Raw genomic sequence first — 16,858 nt, 5'->3', positions numbered from 1 at the left:
CGGAACCCGGCCCGTGCAGACTGGAGCGATGGACATGCAAGGCACCGGCGCGATGGACACCACCATCCGGCAGCGGTGGGCCGCTTTCCACCGCTACGGCCCCTACGCCCTGCTGGCCTTCAGCCTCCCCCTGGTCCTGGCGACGTCGGACATCGCCGGCATGGGCCGGGAGCGGGCCCAGTGGTATCTCGCCGGCGCCCTCGTCGCGGCGGCCCTGCTCCTGGAGAGCGTGTGGGGCAGGAGGGCACTGCGCCACCCCGGCCCCTCCGCGTCGGGCGCCGGCTACTACACGGTGCGCTGGGCCATCGCCTTCGTCCTGGCCTGGCTCAACCCGTTCTTCGTGTTCTACGCCGTCATCGGCTACTTCAGCGCCGACCGGCTGCTGCCGCGCCGGTTCGTGCGCACCGGACTGTTCGCCACGGCCGTCGTCATGGCGGGCTCCGAGGCCGGCGGGTTCCCGCCCAGGAGCCCGCTCACCTGGGCCGTCTTCGGCGCGCTGCTCGCCGTGAACACGGGTCTCGTCTCCGTCATGATGCACATCAACGTCAAGGAGGAGGAGCGCAACCGCGTCCAGGCCGAGACCATCGCCGAACTGGAGCGCACGAACAAGGCCCTCCAGGACGCCATGAGCGAGAACGCCGCGCTGCACACCCAACTCCTCGTCCAGGCGCGGGAAGCCGGCGTCGCCGACGAGCGCCGCCGGCTCGCCGCCGAGATCCACGACACCATCGCGCAGGGCCTGACCGGGATCATCGCCCAGCTCCAGGTCGTCGCGGGCACCGCCGACCCGGAACAGGCCCGCCAGCACCTCGACCGCGCCGCCGACCTCGCCCGGCACAGCCTCGGCGAGGCCCGCCGCTCCGTGCACAACCTCTCCCCGGCGGCCCTGGAGAACGCCTCCCTGTCCGAGGCGCTGAAGAAGACCGTCACGGAGTGGTCGCGGCGCACCGGTGTACGCGCCGAGTTCACCGTCACCGGCACCACCGAGCAGTTGCACGACGAGATCGAGGCGACCCTGCTGCGCATCGCCGAGGAGGCCCTGTCGAACGCCGCCCGGCACGCCCACGCCGGACGGCTCGGCGTGACCCTCTCGTACATGGCGGGCGAGGTCACCCTCGACGTACGCGACGACGGCCGCGGCTTCGACCCTCTGGAGCTGCCCGCCCGCACCGGCACCGGCGGGTTCGGCCTCGACGGGATGCGGGCCAGGGCCGAACGCATCGCGGGCGCGCTGACGGTGGAGTCGGAGCCCGGCGGCGGCACGGCCGTCTCGGCTCGCGTACCGTTGGTCCGCCATGACCAGTGACTCCCGCATCTCCCTGCTGATCGTCGACGACCACCCCGTCGTACGGGACGGCCTGCGCGGCATGTTCGAGTCGGCCGACGACTTCGCGGTCCTCGGTGAGGCGTCGAACGGCGTCGAGGCCCTCGAACTGACCGCCCGCCTCGACCCGGACGTCGTCCTCATGGACCTGCGCATGCCCGGCGGGAACGGCGTCGACGCCATCAAGGAACTCACCCGCCGCGGTGCCCGCTCCCGCGTCCTCGTCCTGACCACGTACGACACGGACTCGGACACGCTGCCCGCGATCGAGGCGGGCGCCACCGGCTACCTCCTCAAGGACGCCCCGCGCGAGGAGTTGTTCACGGCCGTGCGCGCCGCCGCCGACGGCCGCACCGTGTTGTCCCCGGCGGTCGCCTCCCGCCTGGTCACCGCGGTCCGCACCCCGGCCGCCCCCGCCGACGAACCCCTCTCGGCCCGTGAGCGCGAGGTCCTCGCCCTGGTCGCCAAGGGCACGTCGAACAAGGAGATCGCCCGCGTCCTGTTCATCAGCGAGGCGACGGTGAAGACCCATCTCACGCATGTCTACGGCAAGTTGGGCGTGAAGGACCGCGCGGCGGCGGTCGCCGTCGCGTACGACCGGAAGATCCTCGGCTAGAGGTTCAGCCCTCCCCGTCGTTTGAGGGGAGCACCCGCAGCAGCAGGACGGTGCGCCCCGGCACGGTGATGACCGCCCCCGCCGCGTGGGTCACCGCCGGTGCGTCCTGCTGCTCCTCCAGCGACGTGTCCACCACGACCTCGTACGCCCGTGCCCACGGTCCGGCGGGCAGGACACAGCTCACCGGCCGGTCCCCGGCGTGCAGGACCGCCAGGAAGCTGTCGTCCGTGACGGGCGTGCCCAGCGCGTCACGGCCGGGGATGTCGCGCCCGGAGAGGTACATCCCGAGCGTGGCCGCGGGGGCGTACCAGTCCCGCTCCGTCATCTCCGTACCGCCGGCCGTGAACCACGCGAGGTCCCGCAGCCCGTCCGCCGAGTGCGCGCGCCCCGAGAAGAACGCGCGCCGCCGCAGCACCGGATGGGTGTGCCGCAGCGCGATCAGCCGCGACGTGAGGTCGAACAGGGCCCGCCAGCCCGGCTCTTCGAGGAGCGACCAGTCCACCCAGCTGATCTCGTTGTCCTGGCAGTACGCGTTGTTGTTGCCGCGCTGGGTCCGCCCCAGCTCGTCACCGGCGACGAGCATCGGCACCCCGGTGGACAGCAGCAGCGTCGTCACCAGATTCCTCAACTGCCGTCTGCGCAGGGCGAGTACGCCCTCGTCGGCCGTCTCGCCCTCCACGCCGCAGTTCCAGGCCCGGTTGTCGTCGGTGCCGTCGCGGTTGCCCTCGCCGTTCGCCTCGTTGTGCTTGCGGCCGTACGACACCAGGTCGCGCAGCGTGAACCCGTCGTGGGCGGTGACGAAGTTGACCGACGCGTACGGGCGGCGCCCGCCCCACGCGTACAGGTCGCTCGACCCGGACAGGCGGTAGCCCAGGTCCCGCACATCGGGCAGGGCGCCGCGCCAGAAGTCCCGTACGGCATTGCGGTAGCGGTCGTTCCACTCGGTCCACAGGGGTGGGAAGGCGCCGACCTGGTAGCCGCCCGAACCCACGTCCCAGGGCTCCGCGATCAGCTTCACCCGCCGCAGGACCGGGTCCTGCGCTATCACCGCGAGGAACGGCGACAGCATGTCCACGTCGTGCATCGAGCGGGCGAGCGCCGCCGCCAGGTCGAAGCGGAAGCCGTCCACGCCCATCTCCGTCACCCAGTAGCGCAGCGAGTCGGTGAGCAGGCGCAGCACGTGCGGCTGCACGACGTGCAGGGTGTTGCCGCAGCCCGTGTAGTCCGCGTACCGGCGTGCGTCGCCCTGGAGGCGGTAGTAGCCGCGGTTGTCGATGCCCTTCAGGGACAGCGTCGGGCCGAGTTCGCCCGCCTCCGCCGTGTGGTTGTAGACCACGTCGAGGATGACCTCGATGCCGGCCTCGTGCAGCGCCCGCACCATCCGCTTGAACTCACCGACCTGCTGCCCGCCCGTCCCCGACGCCGCGTACGCCGCGTGCGGGGCGAAGTAGCCGATGGAGTTGTAGCCCCAGTAGTTGCTCAGGCCCCGCCCGAGCAGATGGTCCTCGTGGGCGAACTGGTGCACGGGAAGCAGCTCGACCGCCGTCACGCCCAGCTTCACCAGATGCTCCACGGCCGCGGGATGCGCGAGCCCCGCGTACGTCCCCCGCAGTTCCTCGGGGATCCCCGGATGCCGCTGGGTGAACCCCTTCACATGCAGCTCGTAGATCACCGAGTCCGCCCACGGCGTCTTCGGCCGCCGGTCGTCGGTCCACTCGTCGTCGGGAGCTTCGTCGTGCACGACCACCCCCTTGGGGACGAACGGGGCCGAGTCCCGGTCGTCGCGCACGGTGTCGGCCACATGCTGCTCGGGCCAGTCGCGCATATGGCCGTAGACCTCGGGCGGCAGCACGAAGTCCCCGTCCACGGCCCGCGCGTACGGGTCGAGCAGCAGCTTCGCGGGGTTCCAGCGAGCCCCCGTCCACGGGTCCCAGCGGCCGTGCACCCGGAACCCGTACCGCTGCCCCGGCAGCACGTCCGGTACGAAGCCGTGCCAGATCTCGTGCGTCAGCTCGGTCAGCGGGGCGCGCCGCTCGCGCCCCGCGTCATCGAAGAGGCAGAGGTCGACCGACTCCGCGCCGCCCGCCCAGAGGGCGAAGTTGGTGCCCGCCGTGCCATCCGGCCCAACCCGGAAGCGCGCGCCCAGCGGGGTCGGGGCGCCCGGCCACACCGGCTCGACGGGCGGCGGCCTCTCTCTCGTGCGGCGGCTCCTGCGTTCGGTCGCGGAGCGCGCCTGCGGAAGCCCCGCGGGCCGTTCCACCAGGGCATCCTGTGGTGCCTCCTGCTCGGGTGCGCTCGCCACCTGTCATGCCTCCCGCGGCTCGGTCGGGCCGGCGCCACCGGCAGGGGAAGGGCGTGCGGCGTCCCGGCCGCGGCTCCCCGTCGCGTCGTCCTCCCCAGTGTTCTGCCCAGAGCTTGGGTCGCACTCACGTTTCCCCGGCGGGGTGACGGTCGTTGATCGGGTGTGAGAACAACTGTGAGAAGCGCAGGGGCCACCCTGGCCGCCGTACTGAGCTGGGCGGTGATGCTGACCGGAGTCACCGGATGCACCGCCGCGGAAGATCTGCTCGGCAAGCCGGGGTCCCCCGAGGAAGCAATCAAGGTCGTCCCGGCGAACGGGGCCAAGAACGTAGCGGCCGACCAGTCGATCGAGGTGACGGTGCCGGACGGGCGCCTGCAATCGGTCAAGGTCGTGAAGCTCCAGGACGGAGAGCAGGCCCCGGTCCAGGGCCGGATCGACGACGACGGCACGCGATGGCGGCCGACCGGCGAACGGCAGCTCTCGCGCGCCGCCCAGTACACCGTGGACGTGGTCGCTCGCGACGGGGACGGTCACCGCTCGGCCCGCCACACCACCTTCACGACGTCCGTCCCCGCCAAGCGGTTCGTCGGCTACGTCACTCCGGAGGACCGGTCCACGGTCGGCACCGGCATGATCGTTTCGCTCCAGTTCAACCGGGGCATCGAGAACCGCGCCGCCGTCGAACGCGCCATCCGCGTCACGGCGAAGCCCGCCGTGGAGATCGCCCCGCACTGGTTCGGCAAGTCCCGCCTCGACTTCCGGCCGCGCGAGTACTGGAAGCCGGGCACCGAGGTCTCCGTCGACCTGGGGCTGCGCGACGTGGAGTCGTCCCCCGGTGTGTACGGCGTGCAGCACAAGAAGATCGCCTTCACCATCGGCCGCAGCCAGACCAGCCTGGTGGACGTGGACGACGACACCATGGAGGTACGCCGCGACGGTGAACTCGTGAACACCATCCCCATCACCGCCGGGGCCACCAAGACCCCCACGTACAACGGGAAGATGGTCGTCAGCGAGATGCTCGAGATGACCCGGATGGACAGCCGCACCGTCGGGTTCGGCGGCGAGTACAACGTCCCCGACGTGCCGCACGCCATCCGGCTGACCACATCCGGAACGTTCCTGCACGGCAACTACTGGACATCGGACGCCTTCGGCGAACGCAACATCAGTCACGGCTGCATCGGACTGGCCGATGACCGGGGCGGCAGTTCGGATTCGCCCGCGGGTCAGTTCTTCGATCACACCCTCGTCGGCGACGTCATCGAAGTGGTCAACAGCAAGGACAAGGTGGTCGCACCCGACAACGGCCTCAGCGGCTGGAACATGAACTGGAAGGACTGGAAGGCGGGCACGGTCAAGCACTGAGCCCCCGCGGCCGGCCGGCCCGGCCCACGCCTCACCCCACGCCCCTTTGACGCCGGATCAGTTGGGACTGAACGGTGACATACCTGGGGATCCATAACCGCAGGTCGTGTGGTTACCTGTCGCAGTGCGCGCTAGGACGCGCTGGGGTGCGGGCCTGACCGGCCTTGCGCGAGGGGAGACGAGATCGTGAACGGGCGACGACCGATATCGGGGGCTCTGCTGGGGGCCGCTCTGCTGCTGGCCACGGCTTGCGGCGGAGGGGGCGGCGGCTCCGGTACGGGGAACGACGGCAAGGGCGGCGAGTCGGGAAAGGCGGACACCAACAAGCCGTCACAGGCCGTCGTCACCATCACCCCGAAGGACGGCGCGGACGGTGTGGCCACCAGCGGAGACCTCCGGATCACCGCCGCCAAGGGCAAGTTGACCGAGGTGAAGGTCGCCGACACCAAGGGCAACCCGGTCGAGGGGAAGATCGTGGACGGCGGTGCGGGGTGGACGCCCGCCCACCACCTGGCCGCCTCCACCAAGTACAAGGTCCACGCGGTCGCCAAGGACTCCGAGGGCCGCGCGTCCGCCAAGGACGTCGCGTTCACGACACTGGTCCCGAAGAACACGTTCATCGGCCAGTTCACGCCGGAGGACGGCTCGAAGGTCGGCGTCGGCATGCCGTTCTCGGTCCACTTCACACGGGGCATCACGCACCCGGAGGACGTGGAGAAGGCCATCGAGATCAAGACGGAGCCGTCCGTGCCGGTCGAGGGCCACTGGTTCGGCAACGACCGCCTCGACTTCCGCCCCGAGAAGTACTGGGCCGCGGGCACCAAGGTGACCGTCAAGCTCAACCTCGACGGCGTCGAGGGCCGGCCGGGTGTCTACGGCAAGCAGGCCAAGACCGTGAAGTTCACGATCGGTCGCAGCCAGGTCTCCACGGTCGACGCCAAGACGCACATGATGACCGTGAAGCGCGACGGCAAGACGATCAAGAAGGTCCCGATCACCACGGGCAAGCCGGGCTACTCCACGTGGAACGGCCGGATGGTCATCAGCGAGAAGCTCACCGTGACCCGTATGAACGGCGAAACGGTGGGCTACGGCGGCGAGTACGACATCAAGGACGTACCGCACGCGATGCGCCTGACGACGTCCGGCACGTTCATCCACGGCAACTACTGGGGCGGCGGCGCCTTCGGCAACTACAACGCCAGCCACGGCTGCGTGGGCCTGCGCGACGTGCGCGGCGGCTACGACAGCAAGGTGCCCGCGGCCTGGTTCTTCAACAGCTCGATGATCGGTGACGTCGTCGAGGTGAAGAACTCGCAGGACCGGACGGTGGCCCCGGACAACGGCCTCAACGGCTGGAACATGTCCTGGGAGAAGTGGAAGGCCTGACCCGCTTCCGCCCCTGAGCGAAGAGGCCCGGCGCACTGTGACCAAGTGCACCGGGCCTCTCCCGTTAACGCGCACTAACCTGCTGTCCATGACTGCCTACCTCGAAGTCGCCGAAGGCGTCGGCACGATCCGGCTCGACCGGCCGCCGATGAACGCTCTGGACATCGCCACCCAGGACCGCATCAAGGAGCTCGCCGAGGAGGCCTCGCGCCGCGACGACGTGCGCGCCGTGGTCGTCCGCGGCAGCGACAAGGCGTTCGCCGCGGGCGCGGACATCAAAGAGATGCAGGCCATGGACCACGCGGCCATGATCGTGCGTTCCCGCGCCCTGCAGGACTCGTTCACGGCCGTCGCGCGCATCCCCAAGCCGGTCGTCGCCGCGGTCACCGGCTACGCGCTGGGCGGCGGCTGCGAGCTCGCGCTGTGCGCCGACTTCCGCATCGCCGCCGACGACGCCCGGCTCGGACAGCCCGAGATCCTGCTCGGCCTGATCCCCGGCGCGGGCGGCACGCAGCGCCTCGCGCGCCTGGTCGGCCCTTCCAAGGCGAAGGACCTCATCTTCACCGGCCGCCACGTGAAGGCCGAGGAGGCCCTCGCCATCGGCCTGGTGGACCGGGTCGTGCCCGCCGCGGAGGTCTACGAGCAGGCGCACGCCTGGGCCGCGAAGCTGGCGCAGGGGCCGGCGCTCGCGCTGCGCGCCGCGAAGGAGTCCATCGACGTGGGCCTGGAGACGGACATCGACACCGGTCTCGCGGTCGAGCGGAACTGGTTCGCGGGCCTGTTCGCCACCGAGGACCGCGAGCGCGGCATGCGGAGCTTCGTCGAAGAGGGCCCGGGCAAGGCCAAGTTCCTCTAGCCGGTGCGCCCGTGTGCCCGGCGCCGGTGCGCGAGCTCACGGACGGCGGGAGAAGCCCGTATCAACTTCCCCTGATCCACTTGCAGTTGACGGGATGTCTCACCGTTGTCCCCCGTTGGGGCGGTTTATCGGAGCCTTAAGGGAACCTTAAGGCCGTCGGGGTCGCCGAGGCCGGTGATCGGGTCGAATCGCGCGATCGTCGCAGCTCAGCGGGTGTGCGGCAAGGGTCTAACTGCCAGCGTCATATGCCAAACCGGCCCCCCGGAATGGAAGGTTCCGGGGGGCTTATTCGGTAGGAACGGCCCCGGAAGGCGCTCTGGGCAGCCATGATGGGGGGCATGGCGGGGCTGGAGGGTATCGAACAGCCGCGGAGGCACGGGAGTGCGACCGCGGCGCGCTGGTCGCCTGCGGTCGAGGACGAACGAGCTCTGAAAGCACTGGAGTTGTTCGGGAATCCGGCCGAGGCGGAAGTGCCGCTGCCGTCGCGGCCCGAGTCGGCGGCGACCGCGCGCAGGCTCGCCCAGGTGGTCGTCCTGCGGCACTGGGGGCTCTCCCCGAAGGTGACCGAGGACGTCGTGCTGCTCGTCTCCGAGCTCGTCGGCAACGCGGTGCGGCACACGGGGGCCAGGATCTTCGGGTTACGGATGGTCCGCAGGCGCGGCTGGATCAGGGTCGAGGTGCGGGACCCCTCGCGCGGCCTCCCCTGTCTGATGCCCGTCCATGAGCTCGACATCAGCGGGCGCGGACTCTGTCTGGTCGACAAGCTCTCCGACCGCTGGGGTGTGGATCTGCTGCCGCGCGGCAAGACCACCTGGTTCGAGATGCGGGTCGCCGACCGCTGAGTGCGGGGCCCGGCGGCGGCACGGATGCCGGGGGCGTTCGGGAGCACACGAAAGCCCCCGTTTTCGCCTTGTGAGGCGCCGCGGGGGCTTTCGTGGAGCGCCGTGGACGGTGGGGGGTGTTGTCCACGGCCGCTGTCGACGACCGAGCCCGGGTCAATGGGGGTCGTGATCTCGACTATGGCAGACCTCGGCCCGTGTGGCCAAATGAATCCTCGGTGATGTGGGCCACGAACCTGGAAAATGAAGATTTATTAATAACCCCGTCCAGTATTTGTTAAGACCCTCGGGTCGATAAGTTCCTTTTGTGTCGTATTGGACTTGAATGTGACGGGTGACCACGACCGACCGCCGCGGAGCCCTCCGCTTCGGCGCCGGACTCACCGCCGCCGCCCTCACCACCGGCTGCTCCACCACGGCCCACGACCCGGTGGCCGCCGGGCACTCCGCGAGTCCGGCCCACTCCGCGAGCCCGGCCCATCCCGCGCGCGCCGCCCCCGAGGCCCCGGGCCCCCGCCGCTTCCCCAAGCAGCCCGCCCAGATCGACCACGGCCCCCGCGACCGCCCCCGCGTCGCCCTCACCTTCCACGGCCAGGGCGACCCGGCGATCGCGTACGCGCTCCTCAAGGAGGCCGAGCGCGCCCACGCCAGGGTGACGGTCCTGGCCGTGGGCACCTGGCTCGACGAGCACCCCGCCGTGGCCCGGCGCATCCTCGACGGCGGTCACGACCTGGGCAACCACACCCTGAACCACCGAGACATCAACACGATGCCCGAGGCCGAGGCGCGAGCGCAGATCACCGGCTGCGCCGACCGCATCCGCCGGCTCACCGGCTCCATCGGCACCTGGTTCCGGCCCTCGCGCGCCCAGCGGGCGACGCCGCTCGTCGAGAGCCTGGCCGCCGCGGCCGGTTACCCGCACGTCCTGTCGTACGACGTCGACTCCCTCGACTTCACCTCGCCGGGCGCCGCCGAGGTGACCCGCAAAGTCACCTCGGAGATCCGCGACGGCTCCGTCGTGAGCCTGCACTTCGGCTACGCGGACACGGTCGCCGCGCTGCCCGCCCTCCTGGAAGACCTCGACCGCCGTGGCCTGGCCGCGGTGACCACCACGGAGCTGCTGACATGACACCGCGCCGCACCCGCACCACCGCAGCACTGATCGCCGCCGCCACCGTTCTCGGCGCCCTCGCGGGCTGCAGCGCCGAGCCCAAGGCGCACCGGGCCACCGAGGCGCTCGGCACACACGGGGTGAAGGCCGCCGAGCCGAAGCCGAAGCCGGCCGAACAGGGACTGCCCGGCATGCCGCCCGTCCTCGACCCCAAGGACCTCTACGCCGCCGACCGCCCCGGCAAGCTGTCGCCGGCCGTCAAGGACTTCCCGTCCCGCGTCTACGTGCCCAACACCGAGTCCGACACCGTCTCCGTCATCGACCCCAAGACGTACAAGGTCATCGAGACGATCCCCGTCGGCAGGCAGCCGCAGCACGTCGTGCCGTCCTGGGACATGAAGACGCTGTGGGTCAACAACGACAGGGGCAACACACTCACGCCCATCGACCCGAAGACCGGCAGGGCCGGCAGGACGGTGGACGTGCACGACCCGTACAACCTCTACTTCACGCCCGACGGCAAGTACTCCATCGTGATGGCCTCGCTCGACCGTGAGCTGGTCTTCCGTGACGCGCACACCATGAAGACGGTCAAGACCGTGCCCGTCAGCTGCTACGGCGTCAACCACGCCGACTTCTCGGCCGACGGCCGGTACTTCATCGTCTCCTGCGAGTTCAGCGGCGAACTCCTCAAGGTCGACACCGCGAAGATGAAGGTCGTCGCCCAGGAGCGGCTGCCCTTCAAGGGCGCGATGCCGCAGGACGTCAAGATCTCCCCGGACGGCAAGACGTTCTACATCGCCGACATGGTGGCCAACGGCGTGTGGGTCCTCGACGGCAAGAACTTCACCACCCCCAAGCTCCTGCCCACCGGCAAGGGCGCCCACGGGCTCTACGTCAGCCGGGACTCCCGCGAGATGTACATCTCCAACCGCGGCGAGGGCACCATCTCCATCTTCGACTTCGCGAAGAACAAGCTGACCAAGAAGTGGACGCTGCCCGGCGGCGGCAGCCCCGACATGGGCGGCGTCTCCTCCGACGGCAAGATCCTCTGGCTGTCCGGCCGCTACGACGCCGAGGTCTACGCCATCGACACGCGCACGGGGAAGCAGATCGCCCGCATCCCCGTCGGGAGCGGCCCGCACGGTCTGGCCGTGTACCCGCAGCCCGGCCGTTACTCGCTCGGCCACACCGGCATCTTCCGCTAGGAACCGGTTCCGCTACCGGGGCGCGGTGAACAGCGCCTCCGCGCCGACGGGACGGTAACCGGCCGCCTGGAACGCCCGCACACTGCGGGCGTTCCCGGGGGACTGCTGGGACCACACCGGCCCGCCGTCCGGCACCAGATGCCGGGCGGACACCGCGAGGAGCCGGCCGAGGCCCCGGTGGCGCGCCTCCTCGTCGACCTCGATCGCCGTCTCCCAGCGGCCCGCGACGCCGCGCCCGAGGACCAGCACCCCGCCGTCCGCCGCCCACATCCGCACGTCGTCGCGGCGTGTCCGCGCCCGCACCACCCGAGGATGGTCCGGGTCCGCGATCTCCTCCAGGGCCACCGGCGGCCCGCCCGGCAGCGCCGGAGCCACCGTGAGCAGGTCCGTCGTGTCGTGACGGCGCCCGGTCCGCTCCATGAGCGCGCCGAGGAACCGCGGATTCATCGTCGCCGCCAGCGGATCGCAGTCCAGACCGCGCAACGTCTCGTGCACCCATCCCGGGTCCTCGTCCGTGAACACCACCGAGTGGGCGGTGAAGGACAGCACACCCGCGTCCCGGTGATCCGCCTGCGGCACCACCGTCGTGCCCCCGTCCGGCGGGGGGAAGACCCCTCGCGCCGCAGCGTCCAGAATGTTGCGCACAGTGCCCGGCATGGCGTTCCCCTCGGCTCGCTTGAGTCTCCACCCACTGGAAGGCCCAGACTCCTCGACATGATCGACGACGGCCCGCGGCTGCTCACCATCGGGCAGCTGTCCCGGCGCACCGGCCTGTCGGTGCGCACCATCCGCTACTGGTCCGACGTGGGCGCCCTGCCACCCGTCGGACGCAGCTCGGGCGGCTACCGACTGTACGACGTGCGGTCCCTCGCCCGGCTCGAACTCATCCGCACCCTGCGGGAGTTGGGCCTCGGCCTGGACGACGTGCGCAGCGTGGTGGACGGGGAGTCGGACATCGCGTCCGTGGCCGCCGCGCACGTGGCGGCGCTGGATGCGCAGATCCGCTCGCTGCGGCTGAACCGGGCCGTCCTTTCGAGCGTCGCGAAGAGGAACTCGAGCGCAGAGGAGATGGCCTTGATGAACAAGCTGGCGCGGCTGAGCGCCGCCGAGCGCAAGCACATCATCGACGACTTCATGGAGCAGACCTTCGGCGGCCTGGACGCCGCCGACCCGGACATCCGCACCCGGATGCGGGTCATGGTCCCCGACCTGCCGGACGATCCGACGACCGAGCAGGTCGACGCGTGGGTGGAGCTGGCCGAGCTGATGCAGGACCCGGCCTTCCGGGCGCACATGCGCAGCATGATCGAGTTCAACGCCGCCGACCGGGGTCCCGACGTGCCGCCGGGCAGTTCGCTGTGGTTCATGAGCCGCCTGGTGCAGCTCGCCGGGGAGGCGCGGGAGCGCGGCGTCGCGCCCGAGTCGCCCGAGGCGGAAGAGGTGCTGCGGGGGCTGCTCGGCGCCGGCGCCGACCTGGCCGCGGTCCTGGAGCGCATGGAGGCGGCGGCCAACGACGACGTGGCCCGTTTCCGCGACCTGGTGTCCCTGGTGCGGGGCCTGGAGACGCTGCCCCGGCACAACGAGGAGTTCGCGTGGGTGGTCGCCGCACTGCGCGCTCGTACCGCCCGTTAATCTGACCTCCGTCAGTGTTACAGCAAGAAGGGGTGGACCCGGTGGCGGACATCGAGGAAGCACGCAAGGCGTTCCAGCGGTTCGACGCGGACGGCGACGGCTTCATCACGGCGGCCGAGTACAAGAGCGCGATGGCTCAGATGGGCGACTTCAACGTCACCGAGTCGGTCGCCGAGGCGCTCATCGCCCGGCAGGACGCCAACGGGGACAAGGTCCTCTCGTTCGACGAGTTCTGGGCGAACCTGAACAAGGCCTGAGCGCTGAGACCCCAGCCACGTCCGCGAGTCCCGGTGCCCGAGGTGCCGGGACTCGCGGACGCTTCGCTGCTCACCCTCCTCGGGCTCGGCCCGGAGGAGGACGCCGTCTACCGGGCCCTCGTCGATCGGCCGGACAGTGAGCCGGACGTGCTCACCGGCCCGTTGAGCGCGTATGACGTGACGCGCGCGCTCGACGTCCTCGTCGAGCGGGGACTGGTCAGCGCCCGGCTGCCGGACGGAGCGGGCGCCCCGCGCTACCGCGCCACCTCCCCGGTGCTCGCGCTCGGCCCGCTGCTCGAAGCGCGCAGGGGCGCCCTCTACCAGGTCGAGCACTTCGTCACGGAGCTGTCCGAACGGCACCGCGCCGCGCAGGTCCGCGCGTCGGGCGCACCCGTCGAGATGCTGTCCGGGGCCGCAGCGATCCGCCGCCGTCTCCTCGCCATGGGGCGTCAGGCCCAGTACGAGGTCTGCTCACTGCTTCCCATGCGGGACGCCCCCGTGGCGCTCTCCGTCGAGGACGGCATCGAAGAGGTCGAGCGTGACTCCATGGCCCGGGGTGTGCTGCTGCGCTCGGTCGTGGAGCTCGGCTGGTTCGACCGGCCGGACACCGCCGCCTCGGTCGCGCAGATCGTGGAGCAGGGACAGAGCGTCTCCGTCGCCGACCGGGTGCCGATCAAGCTGATCATCGCCGACCGGGCCACGGCGCTGCTGCCGATGCACCCGGAGCGCGACGAGACCGAGCCGATCGCCCTCGTCGTGCACCGCAGTGGACTGCTGACCGCGCTGCAATCGCTGTTCGAGCAGTGCTACGAGCGGGCCAGGCCACTGCGTGCGGACGACGCCGAGGGGGCACCCGGTGCCGAGGAGACCCCCGGTCGGCAGCTCGACCGGCTCGACCGGCGGATCCTCGCCCTGCTGCACGCCGGCCTGACCGACGTCGCCATCGCCCGGCAGCTGGGCATGGGGCACCGGACCGTCCAGCGGCGGCTGCACGCCCTGATGGCGCGGGCGGACGCGAGCACCCGCTTCCAGCTCGGCGCTCACGCCGCCCGCGTGGGCTGGCTGGACTGAGGTCTCGTCGTCGAACCCGGCGTCGAGGCGCGTTTACGCCAGGGCCACTTCACGCCACACGGGATCCCTTGTAGCGGACACCTGTCGTGGCGAACCATCAACTCACCGATCACGTGGGGCCATTGAGCTCCACGTTCCTGTGTGTGATGGGGAGGACGCCGTGGCAAAGAGACCGATACGCCGGGTGGTGGCAGCGGGGGTGGTGGCTGCCGCCACCGGCACAGCGTTGCTGACCGGGCCTGCGTGGGCCGCCGACGAGGCACCGGGCACGACCCCGGCGACGGGCGCACCGGCCCCGGTGGCACCCGCCATGACGCAGGGTCTCGACAAGGAGGCCCGGAGCGGCACCCCGGCCCAGGCCGCCCGCGCCCACCTCAAGGACCACCGGGACACCTACAAGGTGGCGACTTCCGACCTGAAGACGGGTCGCACCACCAAGGACGGCGCACAGACCACGGTCCGCTTCCGCCAACAGCGCGACGGTGTCCCGGTGTTCGGCGCCGAATACGCGGTGCAGACCCAGCGGTCCGGCGACGGGCAGCAGGTCACCTCCGCCACCGGCACCCTGTACACCGACCTCACGGTCTCCACCACCCCGAAGGTCGACGAGGCGACGGCGAAGCACCGCCTGACCGTCCTCGACGGCAACCTGCGAGGCGTCCGGGGCGCGAAGACGGCCGCCCACGGCCTCTCCGTCCTGCCCGACGCGAACGGCGGCCGCCTCGCCTGGCACTTCACCGTCACCGGCGCCAAGAGGGACGGCAGCCCGGTCCGCCAGGAGGTCTATGTCGACGCCCGGGTCGGCGCGCTCGCCCTCTCGTACAACAACATCGACGCCGCCGACGCCGCTCCCGCGCAGGCCACGGGTGTCCGCGTCGACGGCAGCGAGGTGAAGCTGGAGGCCGACAAGGAGGCAGACGGCTCGTACACGCTGGTCGACTCGACGCGCGCCATGTACCCCGTCACCGGCGGCCAGATCCGCACCTACGACGCCCAGCGCAAGAGCTACCTCGACGTCGCGGGCGGCCCGGTCACGGACGACGTACCGCTGGTGAAGTCCGCCACCGACCGCTTCGACGGGACGAACACCTCGTCCGGTGCGGTCGACGCCCACCTCAACGCCGCCAAGGTCTACGAGTTCTACAAGGACGAGATCGGCCGCGACGGCATCGACGGCAAGGGCGGCAGCATCTACTCCGTCGTCAACGTCGCCTCCAACGGCAAGGACTACGCCAACGCGTTCTGGGACGGCGACAAGATGGTCTACGGCCACATGGACGGCGTGCCGCTGTCCGTGGGCCTGGACGTGGTCGGCCACGAGATGACGCACGGTGTCACCGAGCACTCCGCGGGGCTCGTCTACCTGAACCAGTCGGGCGCCCTCAACGAGGCGATATCCGACTACTTCGGCAACGCCATGGAGACCGCCGACAAGGGCATCGCGATGAGCGACCCGACGTCCGGCCTCGTCGGCGAGTACCTCTGCAACGGCACCAAGCCGCTCGACGAGTGCGCGCTGCGCGACCTTAACGACGGCCGCAGCGCCCAGAAGGACTTCGAGCCGATCCCGCTCGACATCGACAACGGGGGAGTGCACTACAACTCCACCATTGTCGGCGGCGCCCTGTGGGACATGCGCAAGGCGCTCGACACGAAGCTCGCGGACCGGATCGTGTACCGAGCCGCGCAGAACTATCTGACCCCGCTGTCCGGCTTCACCGACATGCGCAACGCGGTCACCCTCGCCGCCAAGTCGCTGAAGGTCTCCGACGCCGACATGGCCGCCGTCAAGAAGGCCTTCGACGGGCACGGCATCGAGCAGGGCTGGGAGCAGAAGGGCGGCACCCACGACGGCACCACCATCGGCGCCGACGTACTGCCCGCCTACGAGGTCTACGGCGGCATCGACGAGCAGGCCGCGCAGATCAGCGGCGATGTCTACGCCATCGGGCACGGCGACGCCGTCGCCTGGGACCGGGGTGGCGCCGCGTTCGGCATCACGGTCGGCCGGTTCGACAGGCAGGACGGCCGCTCCGACCACGAACTGGCCCAGAGGGACGCCTACTTGATCGATCCGTCCCTGGACAGCGAGCGGATCGTCTTCACCCGGGTCGCCGCCGACGGCATCGGCATCTACGGCGCCGGCGACAAGGGCCAGGGCGCGATCAAGAAGGTCGTCGACTCCCCGGACGCCGACGAGACCGAGCCGGTGACGGAGAACGGCGCCCTCGCCTACATCTCCACCACCGCCGACGGTGAGCAGGACGTCATGTTGCGCAAGGCCGACGGCACCACGGTGAACGTGACGCCCGAGTCCGGCACCAGGGCCGCACGCCTCGCCATGAAGAACGGCACGATCGCCTGGGCCGGCGGCGCCGACGGCACGTACGCGACGGTGTACGACATCGCCACCGGCAAGACCCAGACCAAGCGCATGGCGGGCTTCCTGTTCGGGCAGATCACGGACGTCCAGCTCACCTCTGACCGGATCTTCTGGCGCGGCACGCAGGCCTTCCTGATCCGCAGCGACGCGATCGAGTCGGCGCCGGTCGGCGACCTGACGCTGACGAAGCACCTGCAGGCGCCCTACTCGATGTACCTCGGCCAGTTCTCGGTCACGGACGACTACTTCGCGTACACGTCGACCGACATCTGGGGCGGCCTCGGCGGCTGGACAGGCCCCTGGAAGGCGCAGGTGGCGCCGACCGCCGACGTCGTGAACGGCACCGCCACCTACCAGCGCGTCGCCTGCTCCTCCGGCACGCAGATGGCCCCCTCCCTGGGGGACGGCCAGCGCATCGCGTGGCTGGACACGAGCGCCGCGGCGACCGATGTCGTGACCCGGAAGACGTTCGCGGGCACCTGCGAGTAGCCCGACCCGACCG

14 protein-coding genes are annotated in these 16,858 nt (G+C 70.7%); 12 read left to right on the top strand and 2 right to left on the bottom strand.

Annotation, left to right across the window (positions count from 1 at the left end; genetic code table 11):
* Positions 1–28 precede the first annotated feature (28 nt).
* A complete protein-coding gene (locus tag ACFC96_RS19270; protein ID WP_376613257.1) occupies positions 29–1,306 on the top strand; it encodes a sensor histidine kinase in 1,278 nt (425 codons plus the stop codon).
* On the top strand, positions 1,296–1,940 hold the full coding sequence (locus tag ACFC96_RS19265; protein ID WP_376259408.1) for a response regulator: 645 nt from the start codon (positions 1,296–1,298) through the stop codon (positions 1,938–1,940). The genes ACFC96_RS19270 and ACFC96_RS19265 overlap by 11 nt, the downstream gene beginning before the upstream one ends.
* Positions 1,941–1,944: 4 nt before the next feature.
* Here the strand turns inward: ACFC96_RS19265 and glgX are convergent, their stop codons facing one another.
* Positions 1,945–4,242 (bottom strand): glycogen debranching protein GlgX, encoded by a 2,298-nt coding sequence (gene glgX, locus ACFC96_RS19260; RefSeq protein ID WP_376613255.1) that lies wholly within the window; start codon positions 4,240–4,242, stop codon positions 1,945–1,947.
* A 222-nt stretch (positions 4,243–4,464) separates the two neighbouring features.
* Between glgX and ACFC96_RS19255 the strand changes: the two genes are divergently transcribed.
* The 6 genes from ACFC96_RS19255 to ACFC96_RS19230 all read left to right on the top strand — a co-directional run bounded on the left by ACFC96_RS19255 (position 4,465) and on the right by ACFC96_RS19230 (position 11,013).
* Positions 4,465–5,610, top strand: coding sequence for an Ig-like domain-containing protein (locus tag ACFC96_RS19255; protein ID WP_376259451.1), 1,146 nt, complete (start codon positions 4,465–4,467; stop codon positions 5,608–5,610).
* A gap of 186 nt (positions 5,611–5,796) precedes the next feature.
* The gene (locus ACFC96_RS19250) at positions 5,797–6,999 is read left to right on the top strand and encodes an Ig-like domain-containing protein (RefSeq protein WP_376259405.1); all 1,203 of its coding nucleotides are present in this window, start codon (positions 5,797–5,799) and stop codon (positions 6,997–6,999) included.
* 88 nt (positions 7,000–7,087) lie between these two features.
* A complete protein-coding gene (locus tag ACFC96_RS19245) occupies positions 7,088–7,855 on the top strand; it encodes an enoyl-CoA hydratase/isomerase family protein (protein WP_116509701.1) in 768 nt (255 codons plus the stop codon).
* Positions 7,856–8,193: 338 nt separating this feature from the next.
* Entirely contained in the window at positions 8,194–8,697 is a 504-nt protein-coding gene (locus ACFC96_RS19240; RefSeq protein WP_362904523.1) for an ATP-binding protein, read from the top strand.
* 331 nt (positions 8,698–9,028) lie between these two features.
* Positions 9,029–9,823 carry a polysaccharide deacetylase family protein gene (locus tag ACFC96_RS19235; protein ID WP_376613253.1) on the top strand — a complete coding sequence of 265 codons (795 nt, stop codon included), beginning with the start codon at positions 9,029–9,031 and terminating at the stop codon, positions 9,821–9,823.
* Entirely contained in the window at positions 9,820–11,013 is a 1,194-nt protein-coding gene (locus ACFC96_RS19230) for a hypothetical protein (protein WP_376259401.1), read from the top strand. The genes ACFC96_RS19235 and ACFC96_RS19230 overlap by 4 nt, the downstream gene beginning before the upstream one ends.
* A gap of 12 nt (positions 11,014–11,025) precedes the next feature.
* Here the strand turns inward: ACFC96_RS19230 and ACFC96_RS19225 are convergent, their stop codons facing one another.
* Entirely contained in the window at positions 11,026–11,670 is a 645-nt protein-coding gene (locus ACFC96_RS19225) for a GNAT family N-acetyltransferase (protein ID WP_376613251.1), read from the bottom strand.
* Between the two features lie 57 nt (positions 11,671–11,727).
* Here ACFC96_RS19225 and ACFC96_RS19220 point away from each other — a divergent pair, with 57 nt between their 5' ends.
* The 4 genes from ACFC96_RS19220 (at position 11,728) to ACFC96_RS19205 (ending at position 16,845) form a co-directional block, all read left to right on the top strand.
* Positions 11,728–12,645, top strand: a complete 918-nt coding sequence (locus ACFC96_RS19220) for a MerR family transcriptional regulator (RefSeq protein ID WP_376259397.1) — start codon at positions 11,728–11,730, stop codon at positions 12,643–12,645.
* Between the two features lie 41 nt (positions 12,646–12,686).
* Positions 12,687–12,902: an EF-hand domain-containing protein gene (locus ACFC96_RS19215; protein ID WP_127831077.1), complete on the top strand. Its 216-nt coding sequence runs from the start codon at positions 12,687–12,689 to the stop codon at positions 12,900–12,902.
* Positions 12,903–12,935: 33 nt separating this feature from the next.
* Entirely contained in the window at positions 12,936–13,973 is a 1,038-nt protein-coding gene (locus ACFC96_RS19210) for a hypothetical protein (RefSeq protein WP_376226405.1), read from the top strand.
* Positions 13,974–14,133: 160 nt separating this feature from the next.
* Positions 14,134–16,845 carry a M4 family metallopeptidase gene (locus tag ACFC96_RS19205; protein ID WP_376613249.1) on the top strand — a complete coding sequence of 904 codons (2,712 nt, stop codon included), beginning with the start codon at positions 14,134–14,136 and terminating at the stop codon, positions 16,843–16,845.
* The last annotated feature ends 13 nt before the right edge of the window (positions 16,846–16,858 follow it).

The sequence above is a fragment of the Streptomyces sp. NPDC055955 genome (assembly GCF_042270245.1).
Lineage (GTDB): Bacteria > Actinomycetota > Actinomycetes > Streptomycetales > Streptomycetaceae > Streptomyces.
Note: the sequence above shows the minus strand (reverse complement) of the source record. Positions and strands in the feature narration are given on the sequence as shown.

Excerpts from the sequence above, each read along its gene's own strand:
- ACFC96_RS19225 (WP_376613251.1), bottom strand. The coding sequence starts at position 11,670 with ATGCCGGGCACTGTGCGCAACATTCTGGACGCTGCGGCGCGAGGGGTC.
- ACFC96_RS19255 (WP_376259451.1), top strand. The coding sequence starts at position 4,465 with ATGCTGACCGGAGTCACCGGATGCACCGCCGCGGAAGATCTGCTCGGC.
- ACFC96_RS19220 (WP_376259397.1), top strand. The coding sequence starts at position 11,728 with ATGATCGACGACGGCCCGCGGCTGCTCACCATCGGGCAGCTGTCCCGG.
- ACFC96_RS19230 (WP_376259401.1), top strand. The coding sequence starts at position 9,820 with ATGACACCGCGCCGCACCCGCACCACCGCAGCACTGATCGCCGCCGCC.
- ACFC96_RS19265 (WP_376259408.1), top strand. The coding sequence starts at position 1,296 with ATGACCAGTGACTCCCGCATCTCCCTGCTGATCGTCGACGACCACCCC.
- ACFC96_RS19245 (WP_116509701.1), top strand. The coding sequence starts at position 7,088 with ATGACTGCCTACCTCGAAGTCGCCGAAGGCGTCGGCACGATCCGGCTC.
- ACFC96_RS19270 (WP_376613257.1), top strand. The coding sequence starts at position 29 with ATGGACATGCAAGGCACCGGCGCGATGGACACCACCATCCGGCAGCGG.
- ACFC96_RS19240 (WP_362904523.1), top strand. The coding sequence starts at position 8,194 with ATGGCGGGGCTGGAGGGTATCGAACAGCCGCGGAGGCACGGGAGTGCG.